This is a genomic window from Flectobacillus sp. (assembly GCF_049240685.1).
Taxonomy (GTDB): Bacteria; Bacteroidota; Bacteroidia; order Cytophagales; family Spirosomataceae; genus Flectobacillus.
In genome coordinates, this window is the sequence record NZ_JBMLSD010000325.1 from 1 (window position 1) to 16,628 (window position 16,628).

General features: G+C 38.5%; 9 protein-coding genes. All 9 read left to right on the top strand.

Annotated features, from left to right (window positions below; genetic code table 11):
• The first annotated feature begins 204 nt into the window (after positions 1–204).
• The 9 genes from ACOVQ4_RS14690 to ACOVQ4_RS14730 all read left to right on the top strand — a co-directional run bounded on the left by ACOVQ4_RS14690 (position 205) and on the right by ACOVQ4_RS14730 (position 16,522).
• On the top strand, positions 205–1,563 hold the full coding sequence (locus ACOVQ4_RS14690; protein ID WP_421821380.1) for a putative oxidoreductase C-terminal domain-containing protein: 1,359 nt from the start codon (positions 205–207) through the stop codon (positions 1,561–1,563).
• Between the two features lie 34 nt (positions 1,564–1,597).
• Positions 1,598–2,725 carry a Gfo/Idh/MocA family protein gene (locus ACOVQ4_RS14695; RefSeq protein ID WP_421821381.1) on the top strand — a complete coding sequence of 376 codons (1,128 nt, stop codon included), beginning with the start codon at positions 1,598–1,600 and terminating at the stop codon, positions 2,723–2,725.
• A gap of 494 nt (positions 2,726–3,219) precedes the next feature.
• Positions 3,220–3,768 carry an RNA polymerase sigma-70 factor gene (locus ACOVQ4_RS14700; protein ID WP_421821382.1) on the top strand — a complete coding sequence of 183 codons (549 nt, stop codon included), beginning with the start codon at positions 3,220–3,222 and terminating at the stop codon, positions 3,766–3,768.
• Positions 3,769–3,827: 59 nt separating this feature from the next.
• Positions 3,828–4,823 carry a FecR family protein gene (locus ACOVQ4_RS14705; protein ID WP_421821383.1) on the top strand — a complete coding sequence of 332 codons (996 nt, stop codon included), beginning with the start codon at positions 3,828–3,830 and terminating at the stop codon, positions 4,821–4,823.
• A 123-nt stretch (positions 4,824–4,946) separates the two neighbouring features.
• On the top strand, positions 4,947–8,303 hold the full coding sequence (locus ACOVQ4_RS14710) for a TonB-dependent receptor (protein ID WP_421821384.1): 3,357 nt from the start codon (positions 4,947–4,949) through the stop codon (positions 8,301–8,303).
• A gap of 74 nt (positions 8,304–8,377) precedes the next feature.
• Entirely contained in the window at positions 8,378–9,961 is a 1,584-nt protein-coding gene (locus ACOVQ4_RS14715) for a RagB/SusD family nutrient uptake outer membrane protein (RefSeq protein WP_421821385.1), read from the top strand.
• Between the two features lie 289 nt (positions 9,962–10,250).
• Positions 10,251–11,375 (top strand): acyltransferase family protein, encoded by a 1,125-nt coding sequence (locus tag ACOVQ4_RS14720; RefSeq protein WP_421821386.1) that lies wholly within the window; start codon positions 10,251–10,253, stop codon positions 11,373–11,375.
• Between the two features lie 660 nt (positions 11,376–12,035).
• On the top strand, positions 12,036–14,234 hold the full coding sequence (locus ACOVQ4_RS14725) for an alpha-N-acetylglucosaminidase (protein ID WP_421821387.1): 2,199 nt from the start codon (positions 12,036–12,038) through the stop codon (positions 14,232–14,234).
• Positions 14,235–14,299: 65 nt separating this feature from the next.
• The gene (locus ACOVQ4_RS14730) at positions 14,300–16,522 is read left to right on the top strand and encodes a GH92 family glycosyl hydrolase (RefSeq protein ID WP_421821388.1); all 2,223 of its coding nucleotides are present in this window, start codon (positions 14,300–14,302) and stop codon (positions 16,520–16,522) included.
• The last annotated feature ends 106 nt before the right edge of the window (positions 16,523–16,628 follow it).

Sequence of the window (16,628 nt, forward strand, 5' to 3'; positions counted from 1 at the left end):
TCTTGGACTCATTTTTTTAACAGTTTTAAACTGTTTTTAAACATTCATTGAAAAACTCTAAATACCTTTTCTCTTTTTGTCCAGTAATTAGCTTAACAGTATATTGGTTGTTATAAGATATTTATAATCAAAAGGTTGTAGTCGAATTTTTCCTCAGATGTACTGTTAATTTACTCTTTTTACTACTTATATAAATTTTTAGAAATGAAAAAAAGATATTGTATTGCAGCTTTTTTGATGGCTGGATTTTCTCAAACTTTTGCTCAAAAAACTGAGCAAATCAAATTGATAACGCTCGACCCTGGGCATTTTCATGCGGCTTTGGTACAAAAAAATATGTTTCCTAATGTTAATCCTGAAGTAAAAGTATATGCTCCACAAGGCAAAGATCTGGATATGCACCTGGCTCGTATCAATGGCTATAATTCTCGTGCACAGAATCCTACGGCTTGGAAAGAAATACTTTACACTTCACCAAATTTTTTTGAAAAAATGGTAGAAGAAAAGTCAGGTAATGTAGTGGTGATGGCAGGAAACAATAAAAAGAAAACGGAGTATATCAAAAAAGCGATTGAGGCGGGTTTTAATGTGCTGGCAGATAAACCAATGGTAATCGACCCACAAAACTTTGATATGTTGAAAGAAGCTTTTGAAGCGGCCAAGAAAAATGGGGTTCTTTTGTATGATATCATGACCGAGCGCTCCGAGATTACAACCATGCTCCAAAGAGAGTTTTCGATGGATGCTTCAATTTTTGGTAAGCTTCAAAAAGGTACGCCCGACAATCCTGCCGTAACCAAAGAAAGTGTTCATCATTTTTGGAAATATGTTTCTGGCAGTGTACTCACACGACCAGCTTGGTTCATGGATGTGGCGCAGCAGGGAGAAGGTATAGTAGATGTAAATACGCATTTGGTAGATTTGATTCAATGGGAATGTTTTCCTGAACAAATCATCGACTATAAAAAAGATATCAAACTTACCTCCGCAAAACGTTGGTCGACCGATATGTCGCTTTCACAATTTAAGGATATCACCCAGCTCGAACAATTTCCCGATTATTTGAAAAAAGATATCACAGGGGAGGTATTAAAGGTGTATTCTAATGGAGAAATAAATTATACCATAAAAGGTGTACACGCAAAGGCTTCCGTAATTTGGGCCTACAAAGCTCCAGAAGGTGGAGGCGATACCCATTTTTCGATTATGCGTGGTACAAAGGCTAATTTAGTGATTCGTCAAGGTGCAGAACAAAAATATCAACCTGTTTTATCTATAGAGCCTGCAAAGTATTCAGCAGACTTCGAGCAAAAGCTAAAGGCCACTGTGGCAAAAATAGCGCTCAAATTTCCAGGAATAGGAGTCCAAAAAACTGATAAGGGTTGGGATGTTATCGTTCCAGATAAATACAAGGATGGTCATGAAGCACACTTTGGTTTGGTGGCACAACGCTATATTCAGTATCTGAAAGATGGTAAGTTGCCCGTGTGGGAGGTGCCCAACATGTTGGCAAAATATTATACCACCACCGAAGCCTTGAAACTTGCTCAGAAATCAAAATAACTTTGGTCATAAACTCCCCTAATTATTTCAAAAAATGCAAAATAATAGACGACAATTTATCAGAAATACCTTTGGTACAGCCGCAGGAATTGTTCTGGCTAATCAGGCTGGTACTGCTGCCTCCACTCAGCATAATCTTCCTTCTTTTGCCGAACCCAGAATCAAATTTGCCGTAATTGGAATGAACCACGGTCATATCTATGGTCAGGTAGAGGCTGTAATTCGTGGAGGTGGTCAATTAGTGGCTTTTTATGCAAAAGAGGCCGACTTGTTGGCTGCTTTTGCCAAACGTTACCCCAATGCCAAGCAAGCAGGTTCGGAAGATGAAATTCTGAATGATAAAACGATTCATTTGGTATTGAGTTCAGCCATTGCCAATGAGCGCGCTCCGCTAGGTATTCGTGTGATGAAATCTGGTAAGGATTTTATGTCTGACAAGCCTGGTATCACCACACTTGAGCAGTTGGCTGAAGTTCGGAAAGTACAAAAGGAAACCAAACGTATTTATTCAATTCTGTTTAGTGAACGTCTCGAAAATAAGGCAACCGTCAAAGCAGGGGAGTTGGTAAAGGCTGGTGCAATTGGACGCGTAATTCAAACGATAGGAATGGGGCCACACCGCATCAATATCCCTTCTCGTCCCAATTGGTTTTTCAATAAAGAACAATTTGGTGGGATTTTATGCGATATTGCCTCCCATCAATTTGACCAATTTTTGTTTTTTACTGGCTCTACTAAGGCAGAAATTGTCACCTCACAGGTAGGAAATGTAAACCATCCTCAGTATCCAAATTTTGAGGATTTTGGAGATGTAATGATGCGCGGTGACAAAGGTATAGGGTATATCCGTGTAGACTGGTTTTCGCCTGATGGTTTAAAGACTTGGGGCGACGGTCGCTTGACTATTTTGGGTACGGAAGGATTTATCGAAATCCGTAAAAATATCGATATAGCAGGAAAGGAAGGCGCCAATCACTTGTTTTTGGTTAATCAAAAAGAAACCATTCATATTGATTGCAACGATGTGGATTTACCTTATGGTCGTTTGTTGGTAGATGATGTAATTAATCGTACAGAAACTGCGATGTCCCAAGAGCATTGTTTTTTGGCAACAGAACTGGCCATCAAGGCTCAAAAATATGCTAAACAGCTGAATATATAGTTTAAGTTTCGTATTGAAGGCGTTAGCAAAAGGCAAGAGGCACAAGGCAACAGGCACAAGGCAAAGAGTTTTAGATTATTTTAGTAATAATAGATATGCGTTCGGCCATAGGCTTTTGACAAATGCATATCTGTGGGTTTTAAAATAATTCTTACAAGCTTTGCTTTGTGCCTAAAACAAGTAGTATATACCTAATTTTGAGTAATTGCTTTCTTGCTTTATGGCGATTTTTATTAATTTTTACCCAAAATAATAACTGTATTTTTTAAAGATTTTTTAAAATAGTTTAAATATACCTTTCGTGTTTTATCTTTACACAAATTCCCTTCAAATCTTTCTTATCCCTCATTAAATTACACCCTCATTGTAAATAACTAGCCTTTTTTTCTAAACTTCATTAAAAATAAAATAGTATTTTTTAAAGAATATTTAAAATCAATTAGGGATTTTGTCTGGTTGTTTGACTATACAGCAATATACCCTGAATCGAATTTATGAAATATCAAAAGTTAACGGATGAGCAGTTGGTTGTGCTAATCATGGAGGATAATAAATACGCCTTTGAGGAGGTATATCATCGTTATTGGTACAAACTTTTTGGTGTTGCCTATCACGAAATAGGTACAAGAGAAGAGGCCGAAGAACTAGTCCACGACCTTTTCGAGAGTCTCTGGAATCGTCGTCATCAGCTCAATATTAGGATGTTGAGTGCTTATCTCGTTGTATCCATCAAACACCTAAGTACCAATTATATCAAATCCCTCATTACGAATAGAAAATATCAAGAATATCTCATTTTTAGTGAGTTGAGACAATCTCATTCAACCGAGGAGGTAGTACATTTTTCGGAGCTTTCCGAAGCCGTGGAGGAAGCAATGAAGAAACTCCCTGAAAAAACCTGTGAGGTTTTCAGAATGAGTCGTTTCGAAAACCAGTCAGTAAAGGACATAGCAGTCAAACTAAACCTGTCTGAGAAGGCTGTAGAATACCACATAACCAAATCTCTCAAGTACTTGCGAGAAAATCTCAAAGCCTTTCATTAATCAATATCTTATCAACTATGAAACACCTAGTGTGATAATTTAATTAGCAATTTACGAATATGAATCAATTTGAATTTGACCAATTACTCGAAAAATATCTGAACGGGGAGTGCAGCCCCGAGGAGATTGCTTTCGTGGAGCAATGGTCTGAAAATATGCTTTCTAGTGTTGCATCGCCATTGAGTGTGAGCGAACAAGAACAACTGGAAAAACAATTATGGGAAAAAATCCAACATACAATCGGTATAAAGCCTTTTCGATGGAAATTGTGGGCAATGGCGGCGAGTATCGTCTTAGTAATTGGCTTTGCCTTAAAATGGTATTATTGGCAGGATAGCCCCGAACATTTGATTCGAGAATCGATTCCCACAAGCAATTGGGGGGTAATTGACCTTACGAACCATTCCAATAAAGTTCAGAAATTAACACTTGAAGATGGGAGCGAAGTTCAGTTAAATCCTAATTCTACGATTTCATATCCTGAACATTTTGGACAAAAAACTAGAACAGTATACCTCAAAGGTGAAGCGTTTTTTTCAATAAAAAGAAATCCAGCAAAACCTTTTGTAGTACATACTGGAGAGCTTGTTACCGAGGTGCTTGGGACTAGTTTTACGATTAAATCATACGAAAATTCTAAAGCTATTGAGGTTTTGGTTCGAACAGGTAAAGTGTCTGTTTATGAGCGAACTAAGACAGGAGATATAAAAAAGAATGGTGTGATTTTGACACCCAATCAAAAAGTTGTTTTTGAAAAAGATTCTAAAAAAATTATACCAAGTCTGGTAGAGGAGCCTGTAGTGGTAGTACCTCCCGTTCGACCAACCCAACTCATTTTCGAAGATGCCCAGCTTTCGCAGGTGCTGCAACGCCTCAAAGATAGCTACATGATTGATTTTGAGGTCGAAAGCGATGCTTTTGAGCATTGTGTTTTTACGGGAGACATCAATGATTTACCGCTTCATACTCAATTAAACCTCGTTTGTAAAGCTGTAAATGCTGAATATGAGCAGCGAGGTACCGTTATTTTTCTTTACGGCTCAGGCTGTAAATAAAAAAAACCTACGATGCGCTAACACCGTAGGTAGCATTTCCTTCTCGAACTGCAATTCGAGTACCCACTGCAATGGGTGTCAGGGGATGTTTTTATCCAGTTACAGTTAAAAACAATTAAAATTATGAAAAAAAACGTACTATTTAAAAAGATTCTCTCCGAAGCAATGCGAATCACATTGACCCAGCTATTGCTGTCGTTTGTATTTTGCGGGATTACCCTAGCAAACGATGCTTTTTCTCAAGAGGTACTCAACAAAAGTATTTCTTTAAAACCAGAAACAATCACTGTTAAAAAAGCTTTAATGCAAATCGAAAGACTTGCAGATGTAAAATTTATTTACAGCCCAAATTTGATTCAATCAGAAAGAAAGGTCAATCTTTCTTTCGAAAATAACCGTTTGTCGACTATTCTTAGAGAATTTTTAACGCCTCTCAATATTTCTTATGAGGTAGTGGGTAATAGAATTGTACTAAGTAAAAAAGAAGAGGAGGCTATCCCTACAACTTCGAGCCCCAAAGAAAGCCCAAACGTAGTAAACGCCGATATAAACGTATCAGGACAAGTAACTGACGAAAAAGGTCAGCCATTGACTGGGGTATCGGTGTTGGTAAAGGGTAGTTCACGAGGAACAACCTCAGATGCATCTGGTAATTTTAAGATTGCAGTGCCAGATAACAATGCAGTGTTGATTTTTTCTTTTGTTGGATATAAAAAACAAGAGGTTAGCGTAGCTGGAAGAAGTAAAATTATGCTCTCTTTACAGCCAGAAAACCAAAATTTGGATGAGGTAGTTGTGGTAGGTTATGGTACACAATCACGTAAAAACTTAGTTTCTGCGGTAACTACCATTAAGCCCGAAGACCTTAACAAAGGGGCGATTTCTGATGTCGGACAATTACTTCAAGGTAAAGTCCCAGGTTTGAACATTACCCGTAGTGGCGACCCTAACCGTGCTGCAGCGATTATTTTGCGTGGAGCTTCTACGCTTCGCGATGGAGCGCAGTCTCCTTTGTTTGTGATTGATGGTGTCCCTGGTGCCGATATCTCCTTGATTGCCCCTGATGATATCGCAACGATGGACGTTTTGAAGGATGCAGCCGCAACTGCTATTTATGGAAACCGTGCTTCTAACGGCGTAATTATGGTAACTACCAAACGCGCCAATAAAGGACAAATGCAGGTTTCGTATGGCGCTTACATGGCTATCGATAAAGTGTCGAACAAATATGAAATGATGGATGCCAATCAGTTGAAATCCTTTCTTGCTGCCAATGGACAATCTTTGACGGCCGATGATGACAAAGGCGCTAATACCAACTGGCAGGATGCAGTACAACGTAGCGAAGCGTTTTCTCAAAACCATAACCTTTCTTTTGGTGGAGGTACCGAAAATACCATTTATAATGCCAGCATTAACTATTTTAATCAACAGGGGATTGTCAAATCATCTGGCTTGAGCCGTGTGGTTGCTCGTTTGTCGATTGAACAAAAGGCGATGAATGATAAATTGAAATTTGGTTTATCAGTGACAAATTCAATGAGTGATGCGGATTGGGTACCTTATAGAAATACCGTTCTTGCCCAAATGTTGACCTATTTGCCAACTTCACCAATCAAAAACCCTGATGGTTCGTGGTTTGATAACTTCAACAAAAGTAGCTATTTCAACCCTGTTTCTTTGATTGAAAACGGTACCGAGAAATTGAAATACAAAAGTTTGGTAGGTACTTTCTTCACTCAAGTAAAGTTGCCGTTTGGTCTTACTTACGATTTGAAATTGTCTTACCAAAGCTTTTCAACGAACTATGGTGCGTATTACAACAGTTATTATACGCAATATTATAATAACATTCGTAGTACTCCTGAACCTCCAGGCAACCCATCTTTTATTACCTTGGTAGGAACTAACGGTTTTGCTACGCGTAACGCTTATGAGAATCGTCAGAACCTATTAGAAACCTATTTGACTTGGGACAGACAATTTGGAGATCACTCAATTAATGCTGTTTTGGGTTATTCATGGCAAGAAAGTATCAATGGTGACGGTTTCCAGGCCACAAGTACCAATTTCCCGGTAGATGCAGTGAGTTACAACAATCTTGGAATGGGTAACCCGTATGCTATCCCTTCTTTCCGTGTAAACTATGGAGGAGACAACTATCAGCAGGTGCGTTTGATTTCTGATTTTGCTCGTTTGAATTATAATTTCAAAAACAAATATTTATTACAAGCTTCAGTTCGTCGTGATGGTTCTTCTGTTTTTGGAACAAACAAACGTTGGGGTTATTTCCCTTCAGTTGGTTTGGCTTGGCGCGTCGACAATGAGTCATTTATGGAAAATCAAAAGATTTTTGATGAACTCAAGCTTCGTGTTAGTTACGGGGTAACAGGTAACTCCTTAGGCTTTAGCCCATATACCACTAAGTTGATTTATGGTAATGTAGGTACATTCTATTACAACGGAACACAGCAATCGGCGATTGGTGCATTACAAAACGAAAATCCAGATTTAGGCTGGGAAAAAACAGCCACATCCAATATTGGAGTTGATTTTGCCATAGCAAAAGGAAAAGTAAGTGGTAGCTTGGAAGTATATGACAAAACTACCTCTGATTTGATTTGGACTTATCCTGTAAGTACAGTTTTGTATCCTAATGGTTCGTTGACTGCCAACGTTGGTAAAATGAGCAACAAGGGTGCAGAGTTAACAGTAAATGTAGCTGCAGTGAGAACACAAAATTTCTCATGGAATACTACCTTGAACTTGGCTCATAACCGTAACAAAATTGAAAGCCTTTCAAACTCAACATTGAAAACAGACTCCGTTAAAATTGTACAACCAGACGGTGGTGGCCAAACAGGCGAAACGGTACAAGTTATTGTAGCGGGAATGCCTATCGGCCAATTCTATACTTATGAATATGCAGGGAAAAATGCCAATGGAGTTTCGCAATACTATAAAGCCAATGGAGAGTTGACTACTCGCCCAGAAATCGGTAAAGATTATCGTATGTTAGGAAACGCTCAACCAAAATTGTTAATAGGCTGGACTAACTCATTTACCTACAAGAATTTTGATTTGAATGTATTCTTCCGTTCAGTGATTGGAAATAAAATCATGAATGTGACCCGTGCAGATTTGTTTAGACCAAGTACCGCTCGATTTACCAATATCCCAGTAGAAGTAGCTGGCGAATCGGCAGCCGATTTCAACTCTTATCGTTATTCATCAAGATTTATTGAAGACGGTTCTTATTTGAGATTAGACAACGCTACCCTCGCTTATACTTTCAAAGATTTGGGTAAAAACTTCAAAAGAGTAAGAGTGTATGGCTCAGTTAATAACCTTTTTGTGATTACTGGGTATAAAGGAATCGATCCAGAAATTAATCAAGGTGGTTTGGCACCTGGTGTAGATGCGAATAATTTTTATCCTAAAACAAGAACATTCCTCATTGGTGTTAATGCCTCTTTTTAAAGATTAAATAAGGAAGTTTTTTCTTGAAAATGTTCATAATCAAAGTTTTAGGTTTAATTCAAATATTGAAAACCATGAAAAGATTTTTAAATATATTTTTGTTATTTTTTGGTGCAATCGGGCTCTATTCCTGCCATGATTTGGATGTACCAGTTACCACTCAGTTGACCCCTGATGTGTTTCCACAAACTACTGCCCAATTTGTTCAAGCAGCGGGTCCTACCTACAATAGTTTTCGTCAGAGTTTTGCCGTAGAGTATTGGTTCCTACAATCTCTGAGTACCGATGAGGCCATTTTACCTGCTAGAGGCGGTAACTGGTATGATGGTGGTAGATATGAACAACACCATAAACATACTTGGAATCGTGACAATGCACACGTTCAAGGAACATGGAACTGGTTAACTTCGACTATTTCGATTAGTAATCAAAATATTTTCTTGATATCAAAAGCCGCAGAGTCTGACGCAAAAAAGACCTCAATTTCAGAATTGAGAACGATGCGTGCGATGTGCTATTTTATGATGATGGATTTGTGGGGGAATATACCAATCAACACACAATTTGGCGATACAACAACCGCCAGAACCACCCCACGCGCAGAGGTATTTAAGTTTATCGAAAAGGAACTCAATGAAAGTATCCCAAGTTTGAGCGAAACTGTAGGACAAGAAACGTATGGTCGCCCAACTAAATTTACCGCCTATGCGATTCTAGCCAAAATGTACCTAAATGCAGAGGTTTATACTGGAACCGCTCGTTGGAATGACGCTATCGCTGCTTGTGACAAAATCATAAGCTCAGGAAAATTTGCTTTGGAGTCTGATTACCGAAAAATGTTTTTCATCAATAATGGTCCACAGATTAAAGAGTTTATTTATGCGATTCCGTATGATGCCTCGGCGCCAAATGGTTATATGTTCTATGCACGATATTCTTTGCCGAGATCTTTGAGAGCCAAATTTAGTCTTCCATTTACGCCAAGTGCGGCTTGTAGTACTTTACCTGAGTTTTACGCATATTTCAACGACTCGAAAGACCTAAGAAATCAGCAATGGATTACTGGTAAACAATTCGACCATAGAGGAAATCCTGTAATGGTAAACACAACAAAGAAAGGTTTTGATGAAGACTATACTGGCGCTGATGCCTCGGCGGCACTTTCTTATCAAGTGGATATCACGCCAAATGTTATCATTAAAAATCCTGCTAGTTTTGACTTAGGAAATGATGAAAAAGCTTGGAATATGGGTTATAGAAATAATAAATTCTACTGCGACTCTACTTCGGCTACTCGTAACCAAAATAATGATGTGCCTATTTTCAGATATGCCGATGTATTGTTGATGAAAGCGGAGGCTATCCTTAGAGGTGGAACAGCTACTAATGGGCAAACTGCTTTGAGTTTGGTGAATGAACTACGCTCAAAACGTACCACTTCTCCAGCTTGGACTTCGGTGACTTTACAAACTTTGTACGAGGAGCGTGCTCGTGAGTTTACATGGGAAACTTGGCACCGCAATGATATGATTCGTTTTGGAAAATTTGAGGATAAATGGGGCGTCAAAACAGATACGGATGTTCGTAAACGTTTATTCCCTATTCCTACGAATGCCTTGCAAGTGAATAGATTGCTCACTCAAAATCCGGGCTATTAAGTAATAGTGCAAAATAGAATTTATTTTTTTGAACTTTCGGCTTTCAGGTATGGGCATTCGGCAAAAACATATCTATCGTTACCAAAAACGTTTTAACACTCTTTGCCTTGTGCCTGTTGCCTTGTCACTAAAATAAAAAACTTAAATCTTATTTTGCCCTCTAATTCAGCTTACACATTGCCAAAGCCAAAAACTTTGGCAATGTGTGTAATTGGGGGTATAGTTGAGTAGTTTTTCGAGTTTTTTGGTTTTAACTTAAAGTAATAAAGCACATTAAGAACGCTTATTTATGTTGAAAAAACGACTAGATTCTTTAGATGCCCTTCGTGGATTTGATATGTTTTGGATTATTGGAGGTGAGGCTTTTATCCATACTTGGGCAAGCTACTCAAATTGGCCTCCAGCCCTTTGGATGTCTTCACAATTACATCACAGTGATTGGAATGGATTAACGTTTTACGATTGTATTTTTCCCCTGTTCATTTTTATTGCGGGTTTTTCTATGCCTTTGAGCTTTGAAAGTCAGATTCAAAGACTAACCGAACTTTCTCATCCCAAGCCTCAATCCAAAATATTGGGTCATTTACTCAAGCGGACGGTTATTTTGATTGTTCTGGGTGTGGTTGTCAATGGATTTTTTAAATGGCAAGGTTATGAAAACACACGCATTGCCAGTGTACTTGCTCGCATCGCCTTGGCATGCTTAGGAGCTGGTATCTTAGTATTGTATACTTCTGTTCGTACCCAAGTGTTAGCTTTTGTGGGGATTTTGCTAGGCTATTTTTTGCTGGTAAGATTTTACCCAGTTCCCGAATTTGGGGTTTTCAATTTTACGAAGGAAGGCAACGTCACTGCTTACTTCGACCGTTTGTTTTTGCCAGGAAAATTACACCGCAAAGTATATGATCCTGAGGGGATTTTGTCGACAATTCCTGCTATTTGTAACGCTTTAATGGGCGCTTTTACCGCAAGATTTTTGTTGAAAAATCCTTTAAAATTGACTACTAACCGACTTTTAGGTGCCTTAGTCTTGATTGGACTTGGACTTGTTTTGCTGGCCGAGGTATGGTCTGTTTTTTTCCCCATCAACAAAATCGTCTGGACTTCTTCTTTTGTCCTTATTACTGGAGGGATTAGTATTATATTGTTTACTTTTTTCTACTGGTTTGTAGATATCTTAGGCTATAAATCAATAGTAAAGCCATTTGTCTGGATTGGTACAAACTCTATCACTATTTATTTGGCCGTACATAATATCATCAATTTTGAGTCAACTTCGCATTATTTTTTAGATGGATTTTTACAAAATGCCTCCATCGAAGCGCAAAACTTTGGTATTGCTACTGGCGTACTCTTATTGCAATTAGCAGGTTTGTATTTTTTATATCGAAATAAATTATTCCTGAAAATATAGGTCAAAAGTACTCATGCTTAATTGTGTGCAGTGAATCGTGTATCTGGATTGTGCGAAAGGTGAGTTTTGTTCAAAAAAGTTCCCATTTATAGTTTTTTGAAGGGTAGCAGCAACCCTTGCGGTTGCTATTAAATAGCAGAAAAGATTAAATTAATTGTATCTCAAAAGTAAAAGTTGAGGATAATCTTTTGATTATGATTGTGTTATAATAACTAATTTAATGTTAACTAACAACCTCTCTTTCCTTAAGTTAGTACGCAAAATAAAGTTTAAGATAGTGAATTAAGCTTTCAGGTATCGGCTTTTGGTGATGGGCTATGGCAAAAATCCATATCCGTGGTCGTTAAAAACATTTTAACACTCTGTGCCTTGTCCCTAAAACACAAAACTTAAATATAATTCTGCACGATTACTTAGAGTGTGGTAACTGCAAGGTTTCCACTATATCAATTCTAATTCAATGATAATATATAACTTTTGTACAATACTATTTTATCATTCAGCACTTATACCTACTATTCCCATAAATAGTAGCAAAGGTTAAATAAACAGTATATCCGAAGTGAAATTTACCATAACTCGTTTGATTTTGGTACCATCGAATTACGAATATACGATTGACTAATAACGTTTTACTTACCCAATTTGAATTAACAAAACATGAAAAAAGTAACTCTTACGTTGTTGATAAGTTTGCTTTGTATGATTCGTTTATCGGCTCAAATCGATTTAGGTGAATCCAAAGCGCTAATCAAAAGAATCATTCCTAGCAGAGCTAATGCCTTTGAGGTAGGATATTTGCCACAAGAAAATGGAAAAGACGTTTTTGAAATCAGTTCAAAAAATGGTAAAATTATCCTCAAGGGAAGTACTGGGGTAAGTATTGCTTCGGCATTTAATTACTATTTGAACGAGTTTTGTCATTGTCAAATCACTTGGAATGGCTCAAACTTGGCTTTACCAAAGGTTTTACCTACACTCAAATCTCCCATAAAAAAGAATTCTGAATTTCTTTACAGATACTACCTCAACTATTGCACCTTCAACTACAGTATGTCTTGGTGGGACTGGAAACGCTGGGAGAAAGAAATTGACTGGATGGCACTTCATGGTATAAATATGCCACTGGCGATTACGGGTGAGGAATATACTTGGTATGAAGTCTACAAAGAAATGGGCTTTAGCGACGAAGATTTAAAGGGCTTCTTCTCTGGCCCTGCGTATTTTTCGTGGTTTTGGATGGGGAACCTCGACGGTTGGGGTGGTCCACTGCCTTTGAGTTGGATGAAAAGTCATCACGAACTTCAGAAAAAAATCATTCAACGAGAACGCGCGCTTGGTATGAAACCCGTGTTGCCAGCCTTTACTGGACACGTGCCCGAGGCTTTCAAAAAGCATTTTCCGAAGGCAAAGCTCAAAGCCACCAACTGGACAAACGGTTTCGCAGATACCTACATTCTGGATGCAGAAGACCCACTTTTTGCTGAGTTGGGTAAAAAATTCTTGGAAAAACAAACCAAAATGTTTGGCACAGACCATTTTTACTCAGCCGATACGTTCAACGAAAATGAACCACCGTCGGATGAACCAGCATTTTTGTCAAAACTCAGTGCAAAGGTTTATGAAGGTATGCAACAAGCCGACCCCAAAGCAGTTTGGGTAATGCAGGCTTGGTTATTTTATTCAGACAGAAAATTCTGGAAAGAGCCTCAGGTAAAAGCGCTCTTAGAAGCCGTTCCGAACGATAAGATGCTTCTTTTGGATTTGGCAACTGAGATAGAGCCTGTTTGGAAACGCACTCAAGCCTATTACGGTAAGCCTTGGGTATGGAATATGTTGCATAATTTTGGAGGAAATGTAAATCTTTTCGGAAGGATTGAAGGCGTTGCCAACGGCCCTATCCAAGCACTGAATGACCCCAACAAAGGAAATTTACAAGGATTGGGCTTAACAATGGAAGCAATAGAACAAAACCCTGTGCTGTATGCCCTAACTATGCGTCATGCTTGGGATAGTTCGCCTTTAGATTTAGATAAATGGTTGGATGGTTACATCCGAAATCGTTATGGAAAAGTAACCCCAGAAAACCGTGAGGTCTGGCAAATTTTGAAGAAAACGGTTTATAATGGTACAACCATTCGTGATGGTGCTGAATCTATTTTGACGGGTAGACCAACTTTCGATTCCACAACAGTTTGGACTAGAACTAAATTAAATTATGCACCAAAAGATTTACTACCTGCTTGGGATTTAATGATTAAATCTATTAAGGCAAACGGCTCAAAAGAGGGTTTTCAGTATGATTTAGTCGATATTTCGAGACAAGTACTGGCCAACTATGCTTTGCCTTTACAGAAAAAATGGGTAACTGCTTATCGTAAAAATGACTGGGTAAGTTTCCAAAAGTATACCAAAGAATATTTGACTTTGATAGATGATTTGGATGAACTCTTGGGTACTCGTCAGGACTTTTTGCTAGGTAAATGGATCAAGGAAGCAAGAGCCTGCGGTTTTACTCTAGCCGAAAAGGATTTGTATGAGCAGAATGCCAGAGATTTAATTACGCTTTGGGGTGACGCTAATTCGCCTTTACATGAGTATTCAAACCGCCAATGGAATGGTTTATTGAAAGATTTTTATAAAGTTCGTTGGGAAAAATTCTTCAATGCTTTGACCTCAGCCCAACAAAAAGGAGAGAAATATCAGCATGAGGCTTTCGAAAAGGAAATCAAACAATGGGAATGGTCTTGGGTGACTTCACACAAAGATTTTATAGCGACGCCAAAAGGAAACCCTAATCAAGTAGCCAAAAAACTGTTTGATAAATATTACTCAAAAATTGAGCAGGCTTACGAATAGAAACATTATTCCCTTAAACCCTTTGGAGACGTTGCATGCGACGTCTCTACTAATTTAATTCTATTGTGAAAAAAATACTATCCCTCATATTATTATCAACCTCCCTTTTCGCACAGAAAAAACCGCTTGACTACGTAAATGCTTTGATTGGTTCGGCGCCAAGTACCACACCATCTGCTCAAAAACATAGTGAGGCGGGTTCTGAACTGCGTGGACAAATCGTGCCAATGATTGGTGTTCCACAAGGACTAACCACTTGGACGCCACAAACGAGGGCAACTGAACAGAAATGTATTCCGCCTTATTATTTTAACGATGGAAAGATTCAAGGCTTTCGCGCAACTCATTGGATGAACGGAAGTTGTGTTCAAGACTACGGTTCGATGACCTTAATGCCTCAGGTTGGAGGCATAGAAATCAATCCTTACAAAAGAGCTGAGAGTTATTCAAGAAAAACCGAAATCGTTCGCCCTGATTTATACCAAGTTGACCTCGAAAATTCAGGCATTAGTGTAGCTATGACCGCACTTTGTCGTAGTGGGTTTTTTAAAATAAAATACCCCAATAAACAAGAAAATTATTTGATAATAGAGCCAAATTCTGATGAAGGTGTTGGGTTTGTTCAGGTTTTTCCAGAAAAAAGGGAAATTATTGGTTACAATCCTGTGCATAGAATTTATCAGGGTTCGGGTCAGCCAGCGGGTTTTAGTGGGTATTTTGTGATTCAATTTGATACTGATATTACAGATTTTGGGACATGGTTAAAAAACGTTTTAACACCAAAACAGCCAATATCCCAAGGAAAAACCGTAGGCGAAAATGTAGGTGCTTACGTCAAATTTGCTTCAAAAGAGGTAAATATTCGTATTGGTACCTCGTTCACAAGTATTGAAGGTGCACGAAAAAATTTGAAGTTAGAAATTTCACATTGGAATTTTGATTTGGTAAGACAAAGTGCTGCAAATCAATGGAACAATGCCCTCGGTAAAGTCCAAGTGAAGGGTTCTGAAAATGATAAAACCTTATTTTATTCGGCGCTCTATCATGCCAAATTGACGCCAAGAGTTTTTTCGGATGTGGATGGGAAATACCCACAATTTGCGGGGGGTAAAACAATAGAAACCGCAAAGGGATTTACCTATTATGAAGACTATAATCTTTGGGATACCTACCGTGCGGTTCATCCACTTCATACGATTTTAGAACCAAAACGTACTGCAGATATGATGCAATCGTTGATAGTCAAGGCTGAGCAGGGCGGATGGCTCCCGATATTTCCTTGTTGGAATCATTACACGGCGGCCATGATTGGCGACCATGCAATCTCTGCGATTGGGGATGCATATATCAAAGGAATCAAAGGTTTTGATATCGAAAAAGGGTATCGTTTCATGCGTAAAAATGCCTTTGAACCCAATCTTGACGCCAAAAGTTATGAGCAAGGACAAGGTCGAAGAGCATTGGAAAGCTATCTCAAGTACAATTATATTCCTCTCGAAGATTCAGTTTGGCAGGCATTTCATAAGCGAGAACAGGTGTCGCGCACCCTCGAATATGCCTATGATGATTTTGTTTTGGGTAAAGTTGCAGAAAAATTAGGTAAAAAGGCTGATGCAGAAATACTAGCAAAACGAGCCCAAAACTACAAAAATGTGATTGATCCTCAAACAGGTTGGGCTCGAGGAAGATATGCTGATGGTTCTTGGATTACCAAGTTTGACCCTTTTGCCCAACGTTCAAGCTTTATTACTGAAGGTTCGCCTGCTCAATATACTTTTTATGTGCCTCAGGATATTCAAGGTCTTATAACGCAAGTAGGTGGTAAAGAGCGATTTGTGCAAAAATTGGATACCCTTTTTGAGCAAGGATATTATTGGCATGGCAACGAGCCGAATAATCAAATTGCCTATTTGTATCCTTATGCTGGTCAGGCGGATAAGACTCAAAAATGGCTACGCAAAATTATTCGAGAGGAGTATGATACTAGTCCAGGTGGTATGAGCGGAAACGAAGATGGTGGTCAGATGTCATCTTGGCTAGTTTTTAGCATGATGGGCTTCTATCCAGTTTGTCCCGGAAAACCTACTTATACGCTTGGAAGCCCAATGTTTGAGGAAGTTAAAATCCAAACAGCTTCGGGTAAATTTTTTACCATAAAAACATACAATCAATCCGACAGCCATCCAATGATTGATAAAATGAAATTGAATGGAAAACCTTTTTCTGGCATTGAAATAACACATCAAGCATTGTTAAACGGAGGTCTTTTGGAGGTTTGGATGAAATAATACGCTAATTTTTGACAAGAGCGTGAGCAGTTTTGCTTAAAAACTTTACGCTCTTGTCATATTTCACAAACTATTATTTTTATTTTGGTAATGCTTCTCTATCTTC